The organism is Paenibacillus sp. LK1, assembly GCF_002750415.1.
GTDB lineage: Bacteria > Bacillota > Bacilli > Paenibacillales > Paenibacillaceae > Paenibacillus > Paenibacillus taichungensis.
In genome coordinates this window covers 74,527-101,116 of sequence record NZ_PEII01000001.1, presented here as the reverse complement: position 1 = coordinate 101,116, position 26,590 = coordinate 74,527, and the positions used below count along the sequence as shown (strand labels likewise).

Below are 26,590 nucleotides of genomic sequence, written 5' to 3'. Positions count from 1 at the left end.
CCGGTGAACAGCACTACTTTTTTTTGCATTTTTTTATGGAGTACTATACCAGATCAAGGGACGTCATCGTTTTATTTTTCCCCGTTCGTTTAGCTGCATAGAGACACGCATCCACTTCCTCAAACAGCTTGTCCTTCGACAGATGGGCGCTGTAGCTTTTGAGTCCGACACTTACCGTAATATAAGCGCCTTCAAGCTCCAAATGAACATGACGGGCGATCTTCTTGCGGATCTGCTCCACCAAGGCATATGCCTGCTCGAAAGGTTGCTCAAACATTAACAGTGCAAATTCTTCTCCACCATAACGTGCTGCAATATCGCTTGAGGTGATGTTCTCCTGGATGACCTGAGAGACTCTCTCCAGAATGGCGTCTCCAACCCGGTGCCCATATGTATCATTAATTGACTTGAAGTTGTCAATATCAATCAGAGCTAAATGCAGACTCATGCCATTATTCGCATATTCAAACGCTTTTTCATAGTAGTCCTTAAAGGAGCTTTGATTATACAGATTGGTTAATCCGTCTGTCTTGGACTGCTTGGTCATAATTGCGTTTCGCACAATCAGATCCTGCTTGGCAAGCATACTGGCCTGAAGATCATCCAGTACCTCCACACCGCTCGTAACAATTAACTGTGCAACATATGTACCTACAATAAGAAAAGCGGGAATGGAAACCATGTCAAACGAAGATAAGTACAGCCGATAGGCTGGGTCGCAGAGTACGATGACATAACCAATCATCTGCATGAGGCATACCGTCCATACTCTTTTCTTGCTGAAGAACAGAACCGAAGCAAAGATCGGCAACAGACAGATGGCCAGGATGATCCGAATATCGTAATTGACATGAATGATAGTCCAGGCAATGACTGTGCTGGCCATGGACATGGAATAGAAGGAAAATGAACTGAAACGGCGTTCTACCCAACTGGCAATCAGAATAGCTAAAGCGCTGGATATCGTAGGCCAAAATAAAACGTAGATCATGAAATCTTCTGGAGTGCGATCATAATCGAGAAACAGAAAGCAGCCTATTTGAATGACAACATGCGTTAATACGACGACCCAGTAAGCACGAAGCATTTTTTTGATCCATTTGGAATGCTTGAATTCGTACTCGGTTGGGATATGGTTGCTATGTAAGTTGGGACTCTTCAATATATCACCGCTGACTGCATCATAATGATACGACAGACACTGCTCTCGTATGCTTTAATTATAAAACACATTGCACGAAACGCAAATCATTTAATTTGTATTATGCAAACAAAGCTTACATAAGTGCAAATCGCATAAAGTTCTTTTATAGGACAAACAAAAATCCTAATCAGGCTCATAGACTGTGTGTGAAGGCTCCAATTCATATGATTCCAATTAAGATGAAGGGGAGGTGAGATCAATTCCTCTTGTCGTTCGTTCAACCGTTAATGCTACGGGAGCAATTACATTTACAGGTAACACGCTTGGACTGAGTCGTTCGGACACAACCGGAGTACCCGGAACACAGGACAGTATTGGAGCTTTTACGACAACCAACGCTTCCGTCCAGTACGGAACCTATCCGCTAGGCACCACGAGCCTGTATCAGAGCAACAGTTCAGCGGCAATACTCGTTCTTCCTGCTGGCAGCACTGTCTTGTATGCAGAATTGATCTGGGGTGGAAGTTACATCAATGGGACAGTCAATCTGAGTGCTGCAATCAATAATCCGGTTACGTTTACTACACCAGCAGGTACATCCAGTGTTACTCCTGATCCAGCTACTTATAATCAATTTGATCTGGGGAACGGCGCTGCCGGCTATGTGCGTTCAGCCAATGTTACTTCGCTTGTACAAAATGGGGGAGCGGGTACATATACCACCGGAGCAGTTGTAGGAACGATTGTCATCACTAATGATGCTACAGCCAATCATGCAGGCTGGACACTTGGAGTCATTTATCAGAACCCCAGCCTGCCCTTTCGCAACATGTCCTTACGTGCAGGTGGAGTACTCGTCCAGTCTACATCGGCGCCAGTTGTTACCACACTGACTGGATTTGCTACTCCGCTTTCGGGTGCATTGGGAGGCAGAGCCCTGTTCAGTGCACAGGAAGGGGACGCGAACCGGACCGGGGATCAGGCATTATTCGGGCCAACCTCGGCAACTTCGGTTGCCTTGTCCGGACCAAACAATCTGGCTGCAAACTTTTTTGCTTCTCAAATCAACGGCGATACAGGAACCCTTAATACAACAGGGACTTTCGGAACGCGGAACCAGACGAACGGGGCTCCAGGCACCAATATTATTGGCGGACGTCAAGGCTGGGATATTACCAATGTGGATGTGTCAGCGAGACTAATCAATAACCAGTCTTCTGCGGTGTTGACGTTAACGACCTCCGGGGATGCATACATTGTCAATGCCAATGCGATTCAGGTTGATATCAATGCACCCAAAATTTCAGTGGCCAAAGCATCCGTAGCCTCTGGTGCGGTAGCGGGGGATAGCATTCTTTATACCGTTACCGTCAGCAATGCAGGTACAGCCAGTGCGGCCAGCGTTGTGCTATCTGATTCATTGCCTGTAGGGCTCACCTTCATTCCAGGGAGTGTGACGGTCGCTGGTGTGTCTCGCCCAACACTCGATGTAACCGCCGGCATTCCGCTTGGTTCATTAAACCTATCCAACAGTATTGTTGTAACCTATCGTGCACTCATTGGTCAGGATGCAAGCATACTGCAACTGGTGAACTCAGCGAATGCCGCATTTACGTTTCAAAGTGTGGCAGGGGGCTCAGTGATTACGGGAGTCATTCCGTCCAATAACTCTACACTTCCTGTTTATTCACCAAACCTGTCTATTGTGAAGTCAGCGAGCACAACCAACGCTACGGTGGGTGATCAGGTCACGTATACGCTTCAGGTGAACAACGGGGGGAATGTTGCTGCCAACGTTACATTAACGGATAACATTCCGAGTGGCAGCTCGTACGTGGCTGGCAGCTTCCGACTAAATGGAAATGTGATTGCTGGTGCTAATCCTGCGACTGGCGTTAATTTGGGGAGCCTCGCGGCAGGAAGTACAAATACAGTAACCTTCCAGGTACTCGTAACAAGCTTGCCTACGCCTCCAACCCTTGTGGATCAGGCCACGGCCACCTATTCCTTTAACTCTCCTGATGGTCGGACTATTAACGGCACAGTAGCTTCGAACACCTTGACGATTCCCGTTACATTGCCCAATGTAACAACGGTAAAATCGGCATCAGTCATTGATGTTGCAGTTGGGGAGACGTTTACGTACACCATAGTTACTACCAATAGCGGCATCCAGGTAATTAATAATGTGGTACTCACGGATACTCTCCCCGCTGGAACTACGTTCGTACCCGGCAGTGTGACCGTCAGAGGGACTGTCATACCAGCGGCCAATCCGAGCAGTGGAATTTCGTTAGGAACGCTGACAGCCGGAAGTTCTGCGACGGTGACGTTTCAGATTAATGTGCAGTCCCTGCCCACATCAGGTTCGCTGGTCAACCGGGCTTCCGTATCCTATAGCTCAGGTGCGTTCACGGGCATTTCCAATTCTAATTCAATCACAACCCCTGTATACCAGCCGATCATCGGTATCAACAAGTCGGCGAGTCAAACGAATGCCACACTGGGAGATCAGCTTGCATATACACTAGTGGTGACGAACACTGGAAACTTAGGGGCACAAGTAACAGTGACCGATACGATTCCAGTAGGTCTGACGTTTGTCCCCAATTCAGTAACCGTGAATGGTGGTGCACGTCCCGGAACTAGCCCGTTAACCGGAATAACGCTGGGAAGTCTCCTGCCAGGAGCAACTGCAACGGTAGTGTTCCGAGCTACACTCACTACACTCCCATCTCCGCCAACGCTGGAGAATCAGGGGACTGCTAGTTATACGTACCAGCTTCCGAGTGGACGGAATCTCTCAGGCAGCAGCCAATCCAATCTCGTTCGCATACCTGCATCTGCGCCCAATATCTCTATTAGCAAAACAGTAAACACTCCGGATGCAACTGTAGGAGATGTTCTTACCTATACGGTTGTTGCAACAAATGCTGGGAGTAGTGCGGTACAAAATCTGGTGATCTCGGATACGCCAACCGGTTCGGAATTCGTCTCCGGCAGTGTCACTATTAATGGAACTGCTGCAAGGAATGCAAGTCCGCTTTCGGGCATTGCTGTCGGTGCATTGAACAGTTCAAGCAGCGTTACGGTGACCTATCAAACAAGAGTGACATCCGTTCCGTCCACAGGTTCAGTCAGCAACCGGGCAAGTGCAGCATTTACGTCAGGCAGTTTTAACGGCGTTTCTTCGTCTGTCACGGTGAATACACCCATATATCAACCACTCATCCAAGTAGCTAAAACAGCTAGCACCTCGAATTTGACAGTAGGGGATTCCTTTAATTACTCCATTCAGGTCAACAATTCAGGCAATATTGCTGCAACGGTTACCTTGACGGATCCGATTCCTGCGGGAGCTGTATTCAGTACGAATAGTGTCATTATTAATGGCGTACCAACACCAGGTGTTAGCCCGGTAACAGGAATTAATTTGGGGTCGATCGCTGCAGGCTCGAACGTAACGGTCACTTTTGTTGCCACGGTCACAAGTTTGCCTGATTCAAGGCAGTTGACTAACCAAGCAGTTGCATCATTTGCCTACACTCTTCCAAGTGGGAGAACAGTTGCCGGTTCTTCGTTATCGAACACCGTTAACATTCCCGTATCCTTGCCCAATGTAACGATAGTAAACAGTGACAATGTAGAGTACGGCGTGGTCGGGGATGTCATTCGATACACATCTGTTATTCGTAACAACGGAACAGTAGCCGTTAACAATGTGGTATATGTCAACCCTCTTCCTCCGAATACCCCATTTGTACCCGGAAGCGTCATTGTGAACGGGACTTCATTCCCGCTCTCCAATCCGACCGCCGGCATTCCAATCGGTACGTTGGCTCCAGGAGCCGAGGTTACCGTAACTTTTGAGGTGACGATTACTATGCCGATCCCTTCACAGATTAACAATCAGTCGACGGTCAGCTTCACATCCGGTTCATTTTCGGGGTCATCATCATCCAATACAACACAGACTCCGGTCATACAACCGCAAATTTCACTCATCAAAACAGCAAATACAGTTAATGCGACCGTAGGCGACACGGTTGTATATACAGTAACTGTCAGTAACACAGGCAATCTGGAGGCAAACGTTACAGTGACAGATACGATTCCTACTGTCACAACTTTTGTACCCAATAGCCTCGTGGTATCTGGTGTACCACAGCCTGGAGCAACACCAGGAACGGGTATTCCTGTAGGCATTGTGGCAGCGGGAGCGACAGCTGTTGTTACATTTGCCGTTGTTGTGGATTCACTTCCATCTCCGCAGCAACTTAGCAATTTTGCGACGTCATCTTTTACTTTCACACCTCCTGACGGGCGAACGTTAACAGGGACAGCCACCTCAAATACACTGACGTTTCCAGTCTCGTCGCCAAACGTTGCCGTAGTTAAAAGTACAGTTTCTACTGCGGCTGCCGTAGGGGATACTGTTACTTACTCCATTTTGGTAACGAACAGCGGAATAGCACCGGTAAATAATATTCAGTTTTCGGATCCAATTCCTACGGGGGCCTCTTTTGTTGCAGGAAGTGTCACTATAAATGGGGTAGTGCAGCCTGCTTCCAATCCGGCAGGGGGGATATCACTAGGTACGCTCGCTCCCGGAACGTCTGCAACTGTGACTTTCAGTATCAATGTCAATGCGATCCCACCAAGTGGACAATTAAGCAATCGATCCACAGTGAGTTTTACCTCGGGGACATTCTCAAGCACAACGTTCTCCAATACTGTGGTTACACCGGTATTTCAGCCCATTCTATCAGCACAAAAAACGGCGAGTACACAAAATGCTACCGTTGGGGATACCGTCAGTTACACGATTACCGTCAACAATCAAGGTAACTATGGTGCCCAGATTAACTTAACGGACAATATTCCTACAGGAACCATACTTGTTCCGAACAGTGTGATTGTAAATGGTCAGCCATTACCTGCAGCCGATCCTGCAACAGGCATTCCGGCAGGCACTGTTGCTGCTGGGGCAACAACAACGGTTACCTTTTCCGTAGTTATTGATACTTTGCCGACCCCGCAACAGCTGGTGAATCAGGCTTCGGTTGCTCTTTCCTTTACGCTGCCTGATGGACGCAACATCACGGGTTCTGTTTTGTCTAACATACTTACCATTTCAGTGTCGGCTCCCGATGTCGATGTGGTGAAATCTACGACATCTACGTCTGTATCTGTAGGTGATGTTGTGACGTACAGCATTGCAGTAACTAATAACGGAATAGCGACTGTCAGCAATGTGGTCTTTACGGATGCATTGCCGGCAAGTACTGTTCTTACAGCAAACAGCGTGTTTATTGATGGAGTTCCTCGACCGGGTGTCAATCCTTCAACCGGAATAACGCTTGGTTCCATCGCGCCTGGAGTTACCGTGACCGTTGTGTTTAGTGTGCAGGTTACAGCACTCCCATCCAGTGCAGTATTAAACAATCAGTCTACAGTGAGCTTTACATCAGGTGTTTTTTCAGCTACCACATTTTCTAATACGGTCACTACTCCGGTATACCAACCGATTCTGTCGGCAGTCAAAACGGGAGACCAGGCTATAGCAACGGTAGGGGATACGGTCGTTTACAGCATCGCGATTACCAATGCAGGGAACTTTGGGGCATCTGTCACGTTAACGGATACCATTCCGGCAGGAACAGAACTTGTGCCAAATAGCGTCATTATTAATGGAGCTTCAGCACCAGGAGCCGATCCGGCTTCAGGGATTCCACTGGGTGTAGTCTCCACAACAACTGTAGTCATGTTCTCGGTCGTGATCATCACCCTACCTTTAAGCCAGGCCATAACCAATCAGGCCTCAGCAACCTATTCCTACACGCTGCCGGATGGAAGAACACTGGGAGGCAGTCTTTCGTCCAATTCTCTCAATATTCAGGTGTCTGCTCCGAATGTCAGTGTCGTCAAGACGACACCAGTAATTGATGCTGTAGTGGGTGATACGATTGTATATGAGATGGTCGTAACCAATAACGGAATTGATCCTGTCAACAATGTCGTGTTAACCGATCCAATCAGTTCGGCTGTTACATTTGTCACGGGCAGTGTCCTGGTTGACGGTGTTCCGCGTCTCTCGGCTAACCCGACACTGGGGATAGCGCTTGGTTCTTTGGCGCCTGGAGCATCTGTATCCGTTTCGTATGCGGTTCGGGTCAACACGCTGCCTGCACCACCGCAAGTGAGCAGTCAGTCATCGGTAAGTTTCACATCGGGTGTATTCTCGGGAGCGGCCTATTCAAATACCGTGGTAACACCAATCTATCAGCCGATTATTTCCGTAACCAAAACAGCGAGTACGTCCAATGCCACCATCGGTGACATCATTACCTATTCTTTTACCATTTCCAACAGTGGGAATTTAGCAGCCAATTTGACAATTACGGATAACATTCCAGATGGAGCAGTACTGCTTCCTAATAGTGTCCTGATTGATGGTGTTCCACAGCCAGGTGCAAATCCGGAATCAGGGATTGTTGTTGGGACGATACCTCCAGGAGGGTCTGTTAATGTAACGGTTACCCTTGAAGTGACTGTGGATTTCTTGCCGCAGAATCAGCAGCTGGTCAATCAGGCTGTGGCCAATTATACATTTAGTCCGCCGGATGGACGTCTGTTGACAGGTACGGTATCCTCCAATGTTCTGGTGATTCCTGTCTCTTCACCAGATGTCGTCGTTGTCAAAAGTACAAATGCCATTGATGCTGTTGTCGGTGATGTCATCACTTATACGGTTGTTGTAACCAACAGCGGTATTCAAGTGGTCAATAATGTGGTCATGGTAGACCCTGTACCCGTAGGAACTGTGTTTGTACCAGGAAGCATAACGGTGGATGGCGTGGCAAGGCCTACGGGGAATCCGAATACAGGGATAACACTCGGTTCGATTGCCGCCGGTGCTTCAGTTACCGTTACATTCAGAGTGGAGGTTGTGGTGATATGAGCCAATCTTCCGGTCCGTTGTCCCACACGCTACAGAATCAGTCACTGGTTCGATTCAGCTCGGGTGCGACTGAACTGGTACAGGTGGCCTATTCAAATACAGTAGTTACACCATGGATCGGCCCCAGGCTGGAGGTTCACAAGATTTGCAACGTTGCTGAGGCTGCTCTGGGGCAGACACTGACCTATCTGATTGAAATTGTGAATTCGGGTAATTGTGCTGCCATGGTACATGTGTTGGATTCGCTCTCGTCAGAAACTTCACTTCTCCCCAACAGTGTACTCCTGGATGGAACTCCGCTGCCGGGAGTATCACCGGAGAGAGGGATTCCTACGCAGGAAGTCGTACCTGGAGCGACGTTGCGAATTCATTTTCAGGTGATCATCGTCGGTCTTCCACCGTCCTTGAAACTGGTGAATCAAGCGAAGATACGTTATACGTTTGTGACGCCGGAAGGACGAATGGTTGAGGGAGAAGAGCAATCCAACGTGGTAGAAGTAAACCTGGTCTCGTCAAGTCTGTCGTTGGTGTTGAATGCAGATCGTGTGCAAACCTTTGTCGGAGATATCGTCACTTACAACCTTTTGGTGAGTAACCCGGGTTTTATAATAGGAAACGATGCCAGGGTAACGATTCCATTACCCAAAGGTATTGAATTTCTTCCGGGAAGTGTCATTGTGAATGAGATTTTTGTTCCCGAGACGACGCCTGACTCCGGGATTATGATAGGTGAGGTACTGCCCGAAGAATCTGTTCCAATTCAATTTCGAGTACAGGTCACGGGAGGAAGCATAGCTGAGAATTTAACAATTCAGGCAGTGCTAGAGTACGTTTCAGGTGACACATTGGAGAATGTATACTCGAACGTAGCAACTTTACAAATCATTCAACCTCGGATTTCGATTGCGAAAAGTGTGAATCCACCCATCGCTACTCCTGGGGATACCGTTCAATACCAAATAACGGTACACAATGAAGGTTCTTTTGCAGTAGATGCTATCGTGACGGATTTTCTTCCGCCAGGTATGCGCTATGTTGAGGGGAGCCTGGGGTGGAACGGTGTGAAACGGCTTGGAACAAATCCAGTCAAAGGCATCAATCTGGGAACGTTGACTGCACGTTCCGTGGTTAATATCCAATTTGAAGTGCATCTCACAGAGCAGGAGCGGGGTGTACCTGCAGTCTTCGAACTGATGAATCAGGCTCGCTTGATCTATACATTTCGCTTGCCAGATTCGCGTTCTGTGCAACGAATAATTTCCTCCAATACGGCTGTCATTCAGTTGAAGTTTCCTATCATCTCGGTTCATGTGGAAGTGAAGCCAGACTTGATCGAAAGGGGAGGAAATGTAACCTTTCATGTACATGTAACCAACACAGGGTCCTGGCCCGCGCGGGTGCAGTTGGCTGATGTGCTCCCTCCAGGTGCCAAATGGATTGGGGAAGCAGAAGTACGGGATCGAGCGATCATTTCAGAGTATTCATCACCAAGATTTTTACATTTGGGTGAGATGGAACCTGGAGCGGAGAAATGGGTCAATTACATTGCACAAATATCCTCCACTGAACAACTGGGAATCCAGCAGGGTACCGTAACTGCAATGTATACCTACGAGTGGAACGGTCAGAGGCATTCAGGACAGTCCATTTCGAATGTATACACCATTATTGTTGAAGATGGCGATGAATGAAGGGGGATACTAGCTTTTTCCTGTAAATGTAAGGGATTTTTTGCTTCGTTATGGAGTCATGACATTACACGAACGTGAATGAATGGTATACTAATTAAATATGACCTCGGCAAATAACCCGTGGATTCGGGACGTCGGATTAGCTATAGAGGAGGCCGCTACATTGGCAAAAGCAAAAGTTGCAAAAAGACCTACCCGGGACGAGTTTGAACTGGAAGAGCTGGGGAACCAACTGGTTGAGGCGTTTCATGAACGTTCGGAAGTGTTGCTGACCGTATGGGGCAAGGAAGATCAGGTTCATGGGGTCATTGTGAAGTTGGACTCACGTACTCGGCTAGTACATGTTGAGTATACAGAGGAAGAATTTACGGCCAAAGTGCCATTCTTGGATATTATGCGCATTGATTCTCCACGGTATTGAAAAAATGATAAACAGGATCTGAAACAGGGCATCCGCCCTGTCAAATCTGTTCTCCCTGCATAAGATAACCCATACCTGTTGCAGAGGAGGTACGGTCAATGAGCGAAGTATTAGGTGGAGAAACAAGAGGAGGCTACGGATACGGAGGTTTTACTTCTGTAGGCGCCATTCTGGTTCTGTTCATCCTGTTGGTTATCATCTCCAAAGCGTTCCTGGTATAATGATTTTTTCCAGATGAATAAAGGAAGCTCTGCCATCGCGGCAGAGCTTTTTTTGTTTATATTTTGTCTTGTCGTTTGCGGCTGACTAAGCCGTAGATGACAACGATCACCACAGGGTAGAGAACGGCCCACCCGGCAAAAGGGAACACAATGGCCGTCGCCACAAAGGAAATCCAACTGATGGTTACCCCAGTACGACTGCCCTTGAGTAAACGTATTCCGGCTGCGCATCCGCCAAGATAGGTGAGAATAAAGGTTGCATTGGGCAACTGAATAAGTGTCGTGAGTGACACGAGGCCTGATCCGTATATGCACAACACTAAAGTAAAGCAGATGGCCAGGAAGCCAATTGCAGCAATGGGTGTATGGTACCGACGGGATAAGCGGGACATCCATTGCGGGGCAGATCCTTGTCTTGCCAGTGCATAGGCGACTCGGGATGCAGCACCAGCATATGCAATGACGGTAGCAGTGCAAATAAATATGCCAGTCAGCCCAGCAAGTAATCCACCCCAGGAACCGAGAGCCTGACTAATAATCCATACAAGAGAGACATCTGCTCCGCCATGAAGATAGCTTTGAGTTCCGACTGTCGCCAGTGCAGTTAGGAAATAGAGCACACCTACAATGATGGCTGCAATCGTTACACCTTTAATAGCTGCCTTGCGTGGATCAGTAAATTCTTCAGACAGGTGAGATACAGCTTCCCAACCGATAAAACACCAGAATAGAATGGCTCCAGCCTGTCCCACGCTGACCCAACCACTTGGCATAAATGGTGTGAAATGTATGGATTCCATATTCGGAATAGCAAATACAAATGCCATGACGAGCACGATAATAATCGCTAGCACAACGCCGATCTGTACCTTTCCGGCGACCTGCATACCTACGATGTTAATGATCAGTCCAGCCGCCAGCATGAGGGCGGCAATCGCTGTTCTATATCCTTCCCCGAGTCCCAGTGCAGCTGTCATGTAGCCTGCACCTGTAAGTGCAGCTACTGGAGCACCGATGGGAACGGACATTAGAAAGAACCAGCCAACTACAGCTCCTGCCCGTTGTCCAAAAGCGAGGGTAACGAAATGGGATACACCGCCTGCGTCCGGGTATCGGGCTGAGAGTAATCCCATGGACAGGGCAAGCGGAAGAATTAGCAGCACCATGCCTCCCCAGGCGAGAAGTGAAGCCGGCCCTGCCAGTTCGGCAGCAAGTCCGGGTACAATCAGGACACCTGAACCGAGAACTGCACTTATATAAAGCGCAACAGCTTGCGGCATACCTATTGTTTTTTTGAGCTGCGAAGAAGATGTGTTCATGAAATAAAAAGGCCTGCCTTCCAGATTGAAATGATTTTAGAGCGAGAACTATGTAATTATATAGGAAGAGATGCAATCAGTCATTGGCGAATTTTGTAGAAGTTTCGATATCGGTCATGCGGACGTTATGATAAAATAAAACCATCCCTAGAGAAAGAATGAGGTGTACCCCCTAATGAGTAAAGAGTTGACAGAAGCTTTGAACGAACAGATGAACTTCGAATTTTATTCGGCTCACGTATATCAGGCGATGGCTGCATACTGTTCCGGCGAAAGCTTGGACGGATTTGCCAACTTCTTCATCGTACAAGCTGAGGAAGAGCGGTTCCACGCGATGAAAATATACAAATTCCTGAATGACCGCGGACAACGCGCTACGCTTGCTGCATTGCCAGAACCGAAGAATGAATATTCCTCGATGCTGGATGTGTTCGAACATGGATATGCACACGAGCAGCAAAATACGAAGAAATTCTACAATCTGGCTGACATTGCCTTGAATGAGCGTGAACATGCCACGATGTATTTCCTGAAATGGTTCATCGATGAGCAAGTCGAAGAGGAAGCTCTGTTTGATAATATCATCCAGAAGTTGCGCCGCATCGAAAAAGACAGCAATGCTTTCTACATGCTGGACGCCGAATTTGGTAAACGTTCGTTCACAGCTCCTGCGGAGTAAGAGGGAACTAAGCAAAGCAAACAGGATTGATCCGAACGACAAGAAAATCGATCTACATATGAAAAGTCTGCTCTCGAGCAGGCTTTTTTGTTATACCATTTTAAGCTTCTTCGCTTGCTTCATATAAATTCCAGAAATGACTCTATCAGAAACCACAATTTGGGTTAATAGAATATATGTCAACATTGATCTATCCCGACGGATGTTCTTTTTCGAGCAAATCTATCAAATTCGTTTTATTTTTTTGGGTAATCTGACAAAAGTGTAACTCGAACGTAGCATTTGAAGCGAGAATGGGACGCACTCTTTTTGATAGTATTAGGATTATCGCCAAGGGCTGCAATGAGAGAAACATAGACACCCGGGGAAATACAAGACATAAGGGAGACTTTTATTATGCTACATATTCGTAAAACGTTCATCACCGCACTTGCTATTCTATTGATCATTCCATTGTTATTGCCGCAGTCGGCTTCAGCTGCCTCATCCGCATCCAAGCATGCTGGAAATAAAGCGAGCTCCAAGATCATATATCTAACTTTCGATGATGGGCCGACCGCCCACACGGGACAATTACTGGATATCCTGGATCAGTACAATGCCAAGGCGACATTCTTCATGCTTGGACCTCAAATGGAGAAGTTTCAGAAGGCTACTAAGCGTATTGTTGCAGACGGACATGGACTGGGCTTGCACGGCGTAACGCATGTTCCCGGTAAATTTTATAAATCCGCATACAGCGGCTTGAAAGAAATGCAGCAGGCCAATGAAAGCTTGAACAAAGTGGCAGGCGTCAAAACCAGCCTCGTTCGTACTCCGTACGGCAGCAAACCATATCTCAAACCGGCATATCGCAATGTTCTACTAGGTCAAGGGGGATTCCATCTGTGGGATTGGAATGTTGATTCCGAGGATTGGAAATACAAGAAGGATCACCAGAAAGTCTACAACAGCGTGATGAAGCAGATTCATAATGTGCAAAAGAGCGGAACCACCCCTGTGGTACTGATGCACGACCAGGAAGCGACATTGAAAGTACTTCCGCAAGTGTTAAAAACACTGAAAGCAGAAGGCTACCAGTTTGAAGTGCTGACCAAGAAAGTACAGCCCGTGAATTTCTGGAATGACAAACGTTAAAAATTCAGGCTAGACAACAATGTAAACTGATTCTAATAATGGCTTCAAGGAGGACAACAACATGAGTAAACCTAAATTATGGATGACGATTCCTGTGACAACAGCAGTGCTGCTTGCTCTTGCGGGGTGTGGTGGCCAGGATACCAAACCATCATCAGCGGACAACACGTCCCACGCGGCCGGCGAACAGGCTCAGTCAGGCAGTGGAGGAGCCGATTTCTCCAATGGAACGAAAGATAGCGGAACAGATACCACAGGAACACCGGGGACCGAAGGTTCTGCAGGAAGCGGGACACCGAATTCGGAAACGAGCAGTAAAGGTCAAACCCAGCAAAGTGCGAACGATGTCATTAAGGACATTCGCAGTCAGCTGAAGATGAAGAACGCTTCGTTACCTACTTCATTTTCTCTGGAAAAGGGAAAACATCTGACTGCATCGATCACATCGAATACTTCAGATGCGTTTCACATTAACTTTTATTCCACTGACCAGCCTGTTGCGGTGAATGATGCTTCATTGACGGCCTCTGGCAGCAAAGTGCCTGTTCTGGCATCCTATGAAGTGAAGACATATAAAGATCCGAACAGCACCGATATTTTCCCTGAGACAGATTTGAAAGACTTTCCGAAGGATATGACAGTGGATCTGGGACATGGTATCAAGGGTATGACTGAAGGCGCGGCGGGCAGTCAGTATCTGACTTGGACAGAAGGTAGATGGACGTTACAGATTCGTTCCATTTCCGAAGATAACATGAATAATCCGGGCATTGCGAAGAGAATGGTGGAGTATTTGGAGTCCCATACACTGCCTGCACCAAAGGATAAAGGATTCGTAAACGTGCAGTATCCAAGCGGTGGTAAAAGCGTTAATGTAACGATTTCCTGGCAAGATGGCAAGCAGATTCATCAGCTCCAGACCGAGCAGGTGCCACTGGAAGCTTTGGGCATGGTTGTTTCTGTAAAATAGAATGGCTTCAAAAAAACATCAAAAGGAAATAGGCTGGCCCGGGGGGAATGCTCCAGACCAACCTATCCTTGTATAAGCAAGGTGCACCGATGGGAAGGTGTGCCTTGCTTATTTATGTTTCATTGGGTTAAAGCGGTACTTTCATTTAAACCACCCTTTTTCTTTGGAACGGGTGATGGCTTCAATGCGGTTACTTGCATTTAACTTGTTGAGGATAATAGAGATGTAATTTCGCACCGTACCGGTTGTAATAAATAAATGTCCGGCTATTTCCTTTGTATTTTTACCGTCAGCCATCAGGCCCAGAACGGCATTTTCACGTTCGGTCAGCGGGTTCTCCTGAACATAAGCCTCGTCCACCAGGTCGGGTGCAAAAATACGTCTTCCATTCATGACCTGACGGATTGCTTCGGCCAGTTCCTCGATCGGGCTATCCTTTAACAGATAACCGCGTACACCACCTTTTAAAGCACGTTCGAAATATCCGGTCCGGGCAAAGGTTGTTAAAATAATGACTTTACAGTTCATTCCTTTAAGTTCCTCAGCGGCCTCCAGGCCACTTTTGACGGGCATTTCAATGTCCATCAGACAGATATCTGGTGAATGCTCCCTGACGAGAGCAAGGGCTTCCTGTCCATTGCTTGCGCGTCCTACCACTTCCATATCCTCTTCCAGATTGAGTAGGGAAGACAATGCCCCCAGCATCATACGTTGGTCTTCGGCGATTACGATCCTGATCATTGTTCAACCTCCTTTATCGGTTTGCGGACCAGCTTGGGAACATGGATGACAATGCCTGTACCTTCCATGTCTGCTCCGGAACGAATATCCAGACAACCGTTCACAAATTCAAGTCGTTCTTTCATCCCCAAGATTCCGGTTCCGCGCCGTTCTTGCTTGCGAGTACGTTCGATTCCGACCCCGTTATCCTGAACCGTTAATACATTATCGGCCAGTGTTTCCTCAATACGAATGGTGCATACCGCTGCTTGACTGTGTTTGACCACATTTGTAACAGCTTCTTTCAGACACATGCCGAGTACATTTTCATTGAGCTGTGACGTATCCTGTAACTTCGGATTGCCTTCAAGTACAAATTCAATGGAAGCGGCCTTCAAAATTTGTTCGGCACGGAACAGTTCATCCACCAGTTGTGTTCCACGCATAGTCGTTACCATTTCCCGGACTTCTTTCAGGGCCGTACTTGCCGTCTGTCTCAGATCGTTCAGTTCAATCTCGGCTTGATCAGGATTCATGCGAAGCAGACGCTTCGCCAGATCGGTTTTAAGACCGATAAGAGAGAGCTTCTGTCCAAGTGTATCGTGCAGATCGCGTGCGATACGTTGCCGCTCTTCCATTTTCACAAGATCATCCAGCCGTTTGTTGGCATTTTCCAGTTGGCCTTCCAGCTGTTCACGCTTATTTTTGTTATACGTACTGATCGGAAGCAGAATGGATGCCATAAGAGTAATGAATACAAACGGGAACTGACTGAGCAACAGGGTACTCTGTTTGATGAAACTATAATTAATGGTTAGAAAACTGGCTGCCAGGTTCACCGAATAGAGGGTGAAGAAACCAGCTTTATTTTTAATATTCCCAATAAAAAAAGCAAGAAACAATGAGAAATAGGCATAATCATAAGCGATGGTCATCGTAATCGATATGGCGATCAAGAGTCCAATCCACATATAGACTTGCCAGCCCTTTGTGATAAAGGCAAGCAGATAACAAACAAAGAAGAACAGAATGATGAAAATGCCCGCAACCATAGGCCACAATTTGGAATATTGCGAAATATAATAGAAGGGCAGGATGAAAAAGACGAGCCATACATACGGATTTAAACCTGTATTTTTATAAAAGAGCTGCATCCACTTTTGAATGAAAATTCTCCTCCTCGGACTTGCATTGTACTCAAACTTAGCCTGACTGTAGCATGACTTTAGCCTGAATACAAGAAAACGAATCCGACAGAGTTAAGGCTTCTCTGTCAGACCCGCTTGGTTGTTTACTCGAATTGGTGGTTGAACGTAAGGCTTGCGAGATAAGCGTTTGATCTCTCTGAAACTGACAAATTGCTTGGATTCTTCGTCCCACAGACGGAAGCGCAGGGCAGCCAGACTGGAACGTAACGTAATCGTTGTAGCCTTTTGCAGTGGCGGTGTTGCGTTATGTGCTTCTTCCAAATAATAGTTGGGAACACGTGGGCTCAAGTGATGCACATGGTGGAACCCGATATTGCCGCTGATCCATTGCAGCAGTTTAGGCAATTTGTAATATGAACTACCTTCTACAGCAGCCTTCACATAACTCCATTCATCTTCATTCTCAAAGTACGTATCTTCAAATTGATGTTGTACGTAGAACAGCCAGATGCCGAAGAAGCCGGAGAAGAAAAAGACGGGTGCCTGCACCAGGACAAAAGCCTGCCAACCGACTAGCCAGCACATAAAAGCGTACAGGACAACGATCAGAACTGTTGATAGATGCGTATTGATGCGCTCTTTACGTCTTGCGCCTTTACGGTTAAAGCGGTAGGCAAAAAGGAACACATAGATGGGACCAATACCGAACATGACAAACGGATTACGATAAATCCGGTAGAATAGACGACCCCAAGGGGAAGCGGCTTTATATTCCTCAACTGTCATCACCCAGATATCGCCAACTCCACGTTTGTCCAGATTGCCGCTGGTGGCGTGGTGAATGGAATGTTCGTTTTTCCATTGCAGGTAAGGTGTAAGGGTTAGTACACCTGTAATGGTGCCGAGAATGTCGTTGGCACGTTTGCTTTTGAAGAATGAACCATGACAGCAGTCATGGAAAATGATAAATGTTCTAAGTACAAATCCCGAGGCTACGAGGGCAATCGGAAATGTTAACCAGTAGGACACGGACAAGCTATAGTACGCTGCGGCCCATAATAATAATAATGGCAGTATGGAATTCACTAATTGTTGGATACTCAGGCGAAGATTGTTTTTCTCATAAGGGGTAACTTCTTTTTTTAGCGCCATTTCCTTGGATCTGCTCATTGACGTACGTCCTCCTTCAATGGTCAATAACTGTAATCAGTTATAACCTAACGCTTCCTGGGAAGATGTCTCCAAGTGAGGCGTTTTTATCATTGTATAAGAATGCGTCCAGTGCAGTAAGTCATAAACGTCAGTACACTGTAATGATGAATATCAATGATGACCCATGACATTTGTCATGGGTGGATGAAGTTAAACTGCTTTGCAGAACCTAAGTAAGCACTGATTTCGAATTCCTTTGTACAATTCGCGCAACAATTTGTATTATGTATACAAATTTTGTTCATGGCATGGTAGAATCTATCATTGAGTGGTTATGACAACTTATGAAATTGGTTGATAGGTTGATTTTCTGATGGATTGGATGGAGTGCATGATGAAGAAAAGAATAACGGATATTCTATTTATTATGGCGGGTGCATTTCTGTTTGCACTTGCAGTAAACCTGTTCGTCATCCCGAATGATCTGGCTGAAGGCGGCGTTACGGGGATTACTATTATTTTGTATTACCTTTTTGAGTGGTCTCCGGGACTGATGAACTTGCTCCTGAATGGTATTTTGCTACTTGTGGGGTATAAGTTTCTGGACAGAACAACAACGGTGTATACCATTATTGCGGTGGTATTCAACTCGCTGTTCCTGCACCTGACCGAGAGCTGGACGATTGCATCGGACGAGCTTTGGATCAATACCATTTTTGGTGGATTATTTGCCGGTCTGGGTATCGGCTTGATTGTTAGAGTAGGCGGCACAACGGCGGGCACGGTTATTCTGGCCCGACTTGCCAACAAATATTTGGATTGGAACATCAGTTATGGACTGTTATTCTTCGATTTGATCGTGGCGTTCTCGTCTTTCTTCATTATAGGGCCGCAAGGTTTGATGTGTACGATTGTCATGTTGTTCGTCGGCACCAAAACGATGGAGTTCATTATTGAAGGGCTCAATCCGAAAAAAGCAGTTACGATTATATCTACCAAACAGGATGCTATTGCTCAGCAGGTCATTGAGAAGATGGATCGGGGAGTGACTGTCCTGTCTGGTCATGGATACTATACAAAGAACCCGAAAGAGATCTTATATATCGTCATTAGCAAACAAGAAGTTCCAATGCTGAAGAAGATTGTGCGAGCGGAGGACGAAATTGCTTTCATAACGATCCATGATGTGCGTGACGTATTTGGTGAAGGGTTCATCGAATTGTCCAAATCGTAATGAAGCGTATATATAAGGAAGTAAGGAGCTGCGGTGTTTATCACTGCGGCTTTTTTTGATGTATGTGGTGTAAATTCGAAATTAAATGATCACGATGAGATCAGGCCTTGATTTTGAAATCAGATCATCCGATACTGACAAAAAGCTGTACACGTATCAAGCCCGATGATATATTGAATTTAATTCGTTAAGAAACTTAACTAACTATAAAGGAGGCGATAAAATGGCTGGCTCACCGCAATATATCCGCAATCTGAACGAGAATTTGATTATGGATGCTCTAATCGCAACTGGTGCGATGTCCAGGGCAGATATCAGTCGTCAGACCGGACTCAGCAAACCTACGGTGTCGTCAGCAATTGAACATCTCATTGAACGAAACTTGGTGCTGGAAACTGGTAGAGCCGATAATGCTCAGGGTCGCAAAGCAACACTCATTCAATTCAACGAATCAGCTTATTATGTCTGTGGCATCGATATTGGGGCAACCCGAATTCGGATCGCACTCTCTGATCTGAATGGTGAGATTATGGAGTACAGAACGTATCCAACGTTATCGGTCCAAAGTGGTGATCGAACAGAGACGGCAACCCTTGATGTTCTTAGAAGCCATATGGATGACTTACTGTCGGAGAATCAATTGAATTGGGATCAGATTCGATGTGTTGGTTTTGGCATTCCTGGCGTTGTACTGCCGGACTCTGGAGATATTGATCGAATCGTTGCCCCTTTAGAGGGATTGGAAAAGTTGCTCTCGCTTGAATCATTGTCGGGGGCCTTCCCGTGTGAAGTGATTCTGGAGAACGATGTAAACCTGGCTGCACTGGGGGAGTACAGGAGGGGAGCTGCAGCAGAAGATTCCAATCTGTTTGTTTTTTTCTCCATCGGTACTGGAACGGGCGCAGGCATCATGGTGAACGGGCAATTGCTTCGAGGTATGGGCGGGTTGACAGGCGAGCTCGCGGAGATGTTGTTGGAAGAGGGCCATCGATTGGAGGATGTCCTATCTGCTGATGGTCTGATGGAACTGGCCAAGCGTCAGTTGGATGCCAGTCTACTTGAGGATCCTGATTCTGGTATAGAAGCTCTTCGTGAATACCTGACTCCTGAGAAACTGTTCGAAGCTGCGCGAGGTGGAGAAACGCAAGCTGTGCAGATTCTGAAACAATACAGCCAAATGATTGCTTCGGCTCTGCGGCATATTTGCGTCGTTCTTGCTCCCCATCTCATTGTACTTGGCGGAGGTATTGGGGGAAATGGGGATGTGTTATTGCCGCATCTCAGACAGATCGTATCTGATCAATTCCCGGCGAAGCCTGCACTGATCTGTTCAGAGCTTGGCGAGCGGGCTGTAGTCACTGGAGCAGTGCAGGTGGCGTTACAACAAACGATGTTGAATCTTCAGCAAGAGTCATTGGAATAAGGGCGTTACTTCAATAATTATAAAGGTAAGTTGGATGGATGGAACGAGATCGAAATTGGCTTAACCGTTAACGCGGACAAAATGAGATTTGAATTAAACATCAGCTAGGCTGATTTAAAAATAGAGAAGATTCATCAGACATTGAACGGGTTGAACATTGCATATAGGAGGACAAAGCTATGTTTACCGACAAAAAGGAATATTCATTTTCAACTTGCTGGAACATCAAACGACACACTACGGGTCAGGATATGATGGAGGAGATCAAATCTCTAGGGTTCAGACAGGTGGAGCTGAACTATAACGTTACGGACGAATTGTTGCAAACAATTGAACCGATGATTGAGCGGGGGGAAATCGGCATATCCAGTGTGCACAACACGTTCCCACATGTAGCTGATCCCGATTATGGGACCGATTCAGTTCTGCTCGGTTTCGACGATGAGCCTCGTCGCAAGCGGGCCATTGAACTGCTGCTCCGTTCAGCCGAGTATGCACACCGGTATGGTGCGAAGGCAGTCGTCGTGCATCCAGGTGAGGTGCCGTTTGAATATAACATTGATGAAGCATTGAAAAAGATATATCACGATCAAGGGCCGGACTCCTCGGACTATCAATCATTGTGGCAAGAGATGCTGGAGAAGCGTGAGGCGAGTAGCGCACATTACCTGAAGCGAATTCAGGAGAGTCTGGAAGAAGTGTGTGAATTGTCTGAACAGCGGGGATACGGAGTGAATTTCGGCATTGAGACTCGATCACGCTGTTACCAAATGCCGACGCTGCAGGAGGCGGGCGCACTTATCCGCGGTATGAAAGGGGCTCCACTCGGCTTATGGTACGATATTGGTCACGGTATGATGATGGACCGAATGGGGCTCTATGATAATGCACGCGAAGCAAATGAATTGATCGACCATGTCGTTGGGGTTCATATCCATGAGACGGTAGGCTTGTCGGATCATTGGTGTCCATATATCCATAGTAAGGACATGGCGTTTTTTGATTCATTCCTGGATATCATTGATCGTTCTCCGGTCAAAGTATATGAGTTGAAAGCAGCCTGCACACCGGAAGAGATTGATGAGAGTCACCGGTTAATTACAGCTCGGATCGCCGGACGTCAAGCGGCACGTCAGCACGGATAATCTGGCAAGTGAATAGCGGTGAAAAATAAATGTAAAGAGAGCGGTCAGAATAACTTTATCTTTCGGGTGAAGTGGTATTCTGCCGCTCTCTTTTCGATGTGATATTCTCTAATCTGCAATTATAAGATATAATATGCATTAATCAGGCTATGGTATCCCTTCCTTCTGAACTTACAATGGTATTAGGGGTGCCGCTTCCCTGATTTTTTTAGTTTTTGGATTGTGTCATACATATGAAGAACAGCCACAAGCTAGGCCAAGTATACCAATGCTGAATATATTATCGTCATGTGGGAGAGTACAAGTGATGGACTTATTCTCAATCTATTTCAGCAGGAATTTGAAAGTGATCATTGCAGAGCGCAAGGGCAAGCTGCCTGTGCGTATATTGGCGACTGCACTGAGAAATTTGGAATCGCTGGGATATACGTTTTCGACGAAACTGATAGATGTGCTGAATACCTGGGAACGTGACAGATTCGTTTTATGGTTTGAGCAATTGATGGAAGAGCTTCGAAAGATGAAAGGAATCAATTTAAAGGAAATCCTCGTGTATCCGAAATTTCCTAAGCGAAAAATGAATATTCAGGAAAGTAAATTTTATTTAAATGCTTTGATGCATTCCTGGAGACAGCAGTCTTTTGAACAGGAGCAGCGCATATTACTGCTGAACAAGCTGCGACTGCGTGTGATTCATCTCGGCAGTGAAGCAGATTTTTACCAAGTGGGAATGAACCTGCTTACAGCGAAATCAGCGTTATCGCCAGTTGCAAAAGAGCAGTTGGTCTGGTTTGCAACAAAGTACGAAGGCTGGTCCGCATTTGAGCCAGAGGCAGGGCAAATACCTGTGAGGGAAAATGCCGCCGTTTATTGTGCTGCTTTATTAAAGGCGGGACGTGCTTCGGTGGAGCAATTCCAGCGGCATTTGCGCACGGCAACAGATATATTGCGGCTAGCGGTGGCGTGTTCCGATGGAGATGTCAGTTTGAAGGAGAATACCCGTTTCCGTTCATTTACCCGATCTGAACGACGGGTAATATTTGCTTTATTGGAGAGTGCTTCGGACCCGTTGGAAGATTTGTTTCGATATAAAGGAAGCTGGCAGAGATTGGCCGAGCGACTGCATCCGGGTGAATATCGATACCGTTATCCAGTGGCAGTAGCAGCGCTGGACCAGTTGCGACTTGGGGAACACCCGCTTACCTTTCATGGCAGAGTGGAGCGGGCATTTGAACAGAAGGATAACCAGCTTATTGTGGAGACGCTCGCGGAACGTCCGGGAGAGATGGTCGGTCAGCTGGACCGAATGATACGTTCCGGTGTTCCGGTACAACGAGTTATCTGCAAAATGAAAACTGTGGCAGACAAGGTATCGACAAGGGCGCTGCTTCGAGTGTTGGCCCATTTCGGTACACGGACGCAGTTTCAGGTCAGGAGGAGCTTTTTCCCCCAAGGCAACACGTCAAATCTGTTTGTCTCCACTCAGCCGCTGCCGCCCCTGAACGTTGAGGATGTTCATACGGTGATATCGGCGGTAGAGCATACACTGTTGAAACGATTTGCGGTACTTCCACCACTCGGTAATGTATACATTGATGAAAGACTTCAAGAGTTTTCAGTTCCATCGGGGAAACTTAGGGCAAGCGAATCTCTTCGAGCTCTATCGCGTGCGTCATGGATATCGTTACCCACAGGAGATACCATTCGTTTTTTTCTGTCGTGGAGAGAAGGCTTGGGCGGTGAGGAGCGAATCGAATGTGTGAATACCGATCTGTCAAGTGTTCTGTATGATCCGAACTGGCGTGATATGGGTCAAACAACCCGGATCCCTTTGCAATCGAATGAATATGTAGCTGCAAATAGCGGGTTTAAGGTGACTGCACCGGATGGAGCGGCGAAGTATATGGATCTGCATTTGCCGTCCGTTTCTAAGTTAGGCGCACGTTATATTGTGATCATGGTTAACGCATTCAGGGAAAATGCTGTCAAGGATTTGCCGGAGTGTTATGCTGGCTGGATGATGCGTCAGGCGCCACAGTCGGATGAAATGTTCGAACCTTCAACGGTACAGGAGCGAATCGATCTGACGGCAGGTTCCCGTAGTTGTATACCAGCCATTATTGATGTACAGGAGCGGCGCATTTTGTGGTGCGATTTTGGCTTAATGAGACAGCCTAAAGCGCATCCTCCGATGGGGGACAACATAGCCGATTTGGCTTTGATCGCCCGGGCGCTGACGGAGTTGAAAAGACCGGATTTATATACCTTATTCATGCTTCACGCTAAAGCGCGGGGAACATTGGTTGAGACATTAGGGATGGCCAATCTCGTATTTACAGCGGAGCTGGAGTCCAATCGTGTGGCTGAAGTGGCAGAGTATCTGACAGAAGGTCCACCCGTGGAGCGCACCGTGATTACACCTCTGGAGCAGGAGTATATTATGAAGCAGTTTTTGTAACGATGCAGGTTCGAATGTTTGGTCATAGATCATTGTAAAAGGGGTATTTGTCACGTTCGACCTGTGCGGGTCACCATGACAAGTACCCCTTTTGGGTGTGAATTAGTTTTATTGAGCGTATAAGCAGCACGAAAAGAGAATGGAGAAGTTAAGGTCGTTCCATTCCATTCGATTACACATTTTATTCGTACATTCGTTGTTCGACTTCAGCAAAAGCGATATCAGGGTTCTCATCGGAATTATCGATATAAGCCACGGCTGAGGCGGGCAAGGGCCAGGCTACTTGTTTACGTGCAAGTGAAGCTGTGAAGGCATCCCAGTTCTCCAGCTTCCACTCATCCAGCTGTGATTGTCTGGCTGTAATCCGCTCTCGATACAAAGCTTCATTTGCAAGATAAATATAGGCCACACGTACATCTGTATCATTCAGGGAACGTCCAATCTGTGCGAGTTCCTGCTCGATCCAGTCCGGAGTTCCGATTTCTTTGGTAAAGGGTCCTACAACAACCGTATCGATACCCAATTGCACATTGTCTAGTGCTGCATCCATCGTAATACGGTATCCCAAATCACGACACAGCCGTTTGTATTCCGGTGAATCTCGATCGGATGGATCGAGTCCCTGCAGGGTCATTATTGCTTCAGCAGCAGGACGCAGCAGGATATCCATATCCAAAAAAGCAGCTTTATGTTTACGCGAGAGGGCTTTAGCAAGGGTTGTTTTGCCGCTCCCGGCCCCGCCAAGAAAGAAAATCAGTTTGCTCATGGTTTGAATTGCCTCCTCATAATGAATAGAAAGAATATGTAATGTGTGAGTACGAATAAGAGAGTCATAATGGCACCTCAGGTGTGAAATGACTTGTTTATTTTATCATAAACGCCTTCAATTGATAGCTAGACAGAAAAGGAAGAATCAGGTAATATTATACCTAGTTTTACTATGCATAGATTTCCGATGTATATAGCTAAGTGGTTTTATTAGGTTCATTTGAAGTTCTATGAACTGTAGTAAAAGTGGTAGTTGTTATTGTACGTTGAAGCATGAACAAAGGGAGTGACAGCATTGCAGGTAAACAAACAAATGATTAAAGGCAGCACGGAGACATTGATTCTTACGTTATTGAAGGAACAGCCGCTTTACGGTTATGAATTGATCAAGGAACTCCATCGTCAATCCGAGGGTGTGTTTAATTTAAAAGAAGGTACGTTATATCCCATTCTGCACGCGATGGAGCTTGAGGGATGGGTGGAGTCTTACTGGATGGAGGTTGAAGGTAGGAAACGTAAATATTATTCCATTTGTGACAAGGGTGTGGAGGCGTTACAGCATAAAAAAGCCGAGTGGCTTTTATTCCGCGGTGCCGTGGATCGGGTGCTTGGAGAGGGAGGCTTAACATGACGGATCGACATGAGAAGATTAAACATTATCTTGATCAACTGTGTAGTCAGGTTAAGGCACGTGAAGTACATACTGATCTGCGTGATGAGCTTGGCAACCACATGGAAGAAATGATGTTGGACAAGGAGCAAGAGGGACTGAGCCAGGAAGAGGCAGCTGCATACGCCATTGAGCAGATGGGTGATCCTGCAGTGGTGGGCAAAAGTATGCACAGATTGCATCGTCATCGTATGCATTGGGGGCTGTTAGTTGGAATAATTGGATTGGCTACAGTTAGCCTGTTGTTAATGTGGATTTTTACAACCAATGTTACAGTAGAAATATATAAGGAGTTATATAGCAATCATGTAATATACACCGTTATGGGTTTCATATTTATGTTGTTCTTTATTTACTTTGATTATCGAAAGTTTAAAAGAGCGGCCTGGTGGATCTATATTCTACTTAATGCCATGCTGTGGATCAATCCAGCATTATCTTCAACTTACAATGGTATAAATAGATTTTGGACGTTACCATTCGGCTTTGTTCTAGATGTGACGACGGTTTCAATGTGGGTAGTACCACTTGCCATTGGCACAATTATGCTGGACAAGCTTCGTTCCAATTGTAATATGCAATCCATATTGACCTACATTGCAATGGTAGCGTTACCGTTAGTGCTACTATTTCAAATGTCGGACTGGGTTCGCATGTTTCTGTTTGGCACAATGTGCATTATTTTATTTGGCTGGCTCACGAAAAAATGGCTTTATACTGCCATAGGTGCTGTTGTAACAGGAAGTATTTTTGTATTGTTATTGTTTTTTGCAGATCAGTACGGCCGCCTGGAGAGGCTCTCTGTCGTTTTGAATCTTCAGGATGACCCTCACGGGAGTGGATATAGCAATTATTCCATTATTGAAATTATTCGATCAGCCGGCTGGTGGGGAAATGGGATTGATACAACGTTCGACATGTTTAAAACGAGTTATTATAATTACCCAGGTGTGCTGCTCATTGATGTGTTTGGCTGGTCAGCTGGGATACTGTTATTGGTGGGTGTCGTCTGGTATGTTGCCAGTATGATGAAGATACTAGTTCGCATTCGGGATGATTTCAGTCGAATGATTATTGTCAGTATCACCGCCATGTTTGCATTGCAAATCATCTATTCGTTGGCGATGACTACCGGTAAGGTTCCAATCCTAAGTATTTCTTTTCCTTTTATTGGATATGGGAATCACCTGATTTATGATTATGCCATGCTTGGTTTACTTCTCGGTATTTATCGTCGGAAGGATATCATTTCCAAGAAAAATGAAAAAATACGGCAGAAGGTGGATGCCGACCCAATGACCAGTTCATAAACATGCAAAATCATTACCG

At 46.4% G+C, this 26,590-nt stretch carries 19 protein-coding genes; 13 read left to right on the top strand and 6 right to left on the bottom strand.

Going from position 1 to position 26,590, the window contains the following annotated elements; translation table 11 throughout:
* Positions 1-43: 43 nt before the first annotated feature.
* On the bottom strand, positions 44-1,162 hold the full coding sequence (locus CS562_RS00405) for a GGDEF domain-containing protein (RefSeq protein ID WP_076291003.1): 1,119 nt from the start codon (positions 1,160-1,162) through the stop codon (positions 44-46).
* A 232-nt stretch (positions 1,163-1,394) separates the two neighbouring features.
* Here CS562_RS00405 and CS562_RS00400 point away from each other — a divergent pair, with 232 nt between their 5' ends.
* The 4 genes from CS562_RS00400 to CS562_RS00385 all read left to right on the top strand — a co-directional run bounded on the left by CS562_RS00400 (position 1,395) and on the right by CS562_RS00385 (position 10,438).
* Positions 1,395-8,105, top strand: coding sequence for a DUF7507 domain-containing protein (locus tag CS562_RS00400; protein WP_099852740.1), 6,711 nt, complete (start codon positions 1,395-1,397; stop codon positions 8,103-8,105).
* Positions 8,102-9,796: a DUF11 domain-containing protein gene (locus CS562_RS00395; protein WP_099852736.1), complete on the top strand. Its 1,695-nt coding sequence runs from the start codon at positions 8,102-8,104 to the stop codon at positions 9,794-9,796. The genes CS562_RS00400 and CS562_RS00395 overlap by 4 nt, the downstream gene beginning before the upstream one ends.
* A 163-nt stretch (positions 9,797-9,959) precedes the next feature.
* Positions 9,960-10,217, top strand: coding sequence for a YolD-like family protein (locus tag CS562_RS00390; RefSeq protein ID WP_076291006.1), 258 nt, complete (start codon positions 9,960-9,962; stop codon positions 10,215-10,217).
* Positions 10,218-10,315: 98 nt separating this feature from the next.
* Positions 10,316-10,438 (top strand): dihydroorotate dehydrogenase, encoded by a 123-nt coding sequence (locus tag CS562_RS00385; protein WP_099852733.1) that lies wholly within the window; start codon positions 10,316-10,318, stop codon positions 10,436-10,438.
* Between the two features lie 56 nt (positions 10,439-10,494).
* Here CS562_RS00385 and CS562_RS00380 read toward each other — a convergent pair whose 3' ends face one another.
* The gene (locus tag CS562_RS00380; protein ID WP_076291008.1) at positions 10,495-11,757 is read right to left on the bottom strand and encodes an amino acid permease; all 1,263 of its coding nucleotides are present in this window, start codon (positions 11,755-11,757) and stop codon (positions 10,495-10,497) included.
* A 175-nt stretch (positions 11,758-11,932) separates the two neighbouring features.
* On the opposite strand from CS562_RS00380, the gene CS562_RS00375 reads away from it, so the two are divergent.
* The 3 genes from CS562_RS00375 to CS562_RS00365 all read left to right on the top strand — a co-directional run bounded on the left by CS562_RS00375 (position 11,933) and on the right by CS562_RS00365 (position 14,543).
* The gene (locus CS562_RS00375) at positions 11,933-12,436 is read left to right on the top strand and encodes a ferritin (RefSeq protein WP_076291009.1); all 504 of its coding nucleotides are present in this window, start codon (positions 11,933-11,935) and stop codon (positions 12,434-12,436) included.
* A gap of 396 nt (positions 12,437-12,832) precedes the next feature.
* Positions 12,833-13,573, top strand: a complete 741-nt coding sequence (locus CS562_RS00370; RefSeq protein WP_076291010.1) for a polysaccharide deacetylase family protein — start codon at positions 12,833-12,835, stop codon at positions 13,571-13,573.
* A 61-nt stretch (positions 13,574-13,634) separates the two neighbouring features.
* Complete coding sequence (locus CS562_RS00365; RefSeq protein ID WP_099852730.1) at positions 13,635-14,543, top strand: hypothetical protein; 909 nt, start codon at positions 13,635-13,637, stop codon at positions 14,541-14,543.
* A gap of 141 nt (positions 14,544-14,684) precedes the next feature.
* On the opposite strand, the gene CS562_RS00360 is transcribed toward CS562_RS00365, so the two are convergent.
* The 3 genes from CS562_RS00360 to desA all read right to left on the bottom strand — a co-directional run bounded on the left by CS562_RS00360 (position 14,685) and on the right by desA (position 17,581).
* Positions 14,685-15,284 (bottom strand): response regulator transcription factor, encoded by a 600-nt coding sequence (locus CS562_RS00360; RefSeq protein ID WP_076291012.1) that lies wholly within the window; start codon positions 15,282-15,284, stop codon positions 14,685-14,687.
* Positions 15,281-16,429 (bottom strand): sensor histidine kinase, encoded by a 1,149-nt coding sequence (locus tag CS562_RS00355; RefSeq protein WP_099852727.1) that lies wholly within the window; start codon positions 16,427-16,429, stop codon positions 15,281-15,283. The genes CS562_RS00360 and CS562_RS00355 overlap by 4 nt, the downstream gene beginning before the upstream one ends.
* A gap of 93 nt (positions 16,430-16,522) precedes the next feature.
* On the bottom strand, positions 16,523-17,581 hold the full coding sequence (gene desA / locus CS562_RS00350; RefSeq protein ID WP_076291014.1) for a Delta(5) desaturase DesA: 1,059 nt from the start codon (positions 17,579-17,581) through the stop codon (positions 16,523-16,525).
* Between the two features lie 376 nt (positions 17,582-17,957).
* Here desA and CS562_RS00345 point away from each other — a divergent pair, with 376 nt between their 5' ends.
* From CS562_RS00345 to CS562_RS00330, 4 genes are all read left to right on the top strand, one after another.
* Positions 17,958-18,797 carry a YitT family protein gene (locus CS562_RS00345; RefSeq protein ID WP_062324740.1) on the top strand — a complete coding sequence of 280 codons (840 nt, stop codon included), beginning with the start codon at positions 17,958-17,960 and terminating at the stop codon, positions 18,795-18,797.
* A 223-nt stretch (positions 18,798-19,020) separates the two neighbouring features.
* Positions 19,021-20,220 (top strand): ROK family transcriptional regulator, encoded by a 1,200-nt coding sequence (locus CS562_RS00340; RefSeq protein ID WP_099852724.1) that lies wholly within the window; start codon positions 19,021-19,023, stop codon positions 20,218-20,220.
* 179 nt (positions 20,221-20,399) lie between these two features.
* Positions 20,400-21,365 (top strand): sugar phosphate isomerase/epimerase family protein, encoded by a 966-nt coding sequence (locus CS562_RS00335; protein WP_099852721.1) that lies wholly within the window; start codon positions 20,400-20,402, stop codon positions 21,363-21,365.
* Between the two features lie 307 nt (positions 21,366-21,672).
* A complete protein-coding gene (locus tag CS562_RS00330) occupies positions 21,673-23,823 on the top strand; it encodes a cytoplasmic protein (RefSeq protein ID WP_099852718.1) in 2,151 nt (716 codons plus the stop codon).
* A gap of 181 nt (positions 23,824-24,004) precedes the next feature.
* Here the strand turns inward: CS562_RS00330 and CS562_RS00325 are convergent, their stop codons facing one another.
* On the bottom strand, positions 24,005-24,589 hold the full coding sequence (locus tag CS562_RS00325; protein ID WP_099852716.1) for a P-loop nucleotide/nucleoside kinase family protein: 585 nt from the start codon (positions 24,587-24,589) through the stop codon (positions 24,005-24,007).
* A 297-nt stretch (positions 24,590-24,886) separates the two neighbouring features.
* Here CS562_RS00325 and CS562_RS00320 point away from each other — a divergent pair, with 297 nt between their 5' ends.
* Both CS562_RS00320 and CS562_RS00315 read left to right on the top strand, forming a co-directional pair.
* A complete protein-coding gene (locus CS562_RS00320) occupies positions 24,887-25,222 on the top strand; it encodes a PadR family transcriptional regulator (protein WP_024631897.1) in 336 nt (111 codons plus the stop codon).
* Positions 25,219-26,571, top strand: a complete 1,353-nt coding sequence (locus CS562_RS00315; protein ID WP_099852713.1) for an FtsW/RodA/SpoVE family cell cycle protein — start codon at positions 25,219-25,221, stop codon at positions 26,569-26,571. The genes CS562_RS00320 and CS562_RS00315 overlap by 4 nt, the downstream gene beginning before the upstream one ends.
* The last annotated feature ends 19 nt before the right edge of the window (positions 26,572-26,590 follow it).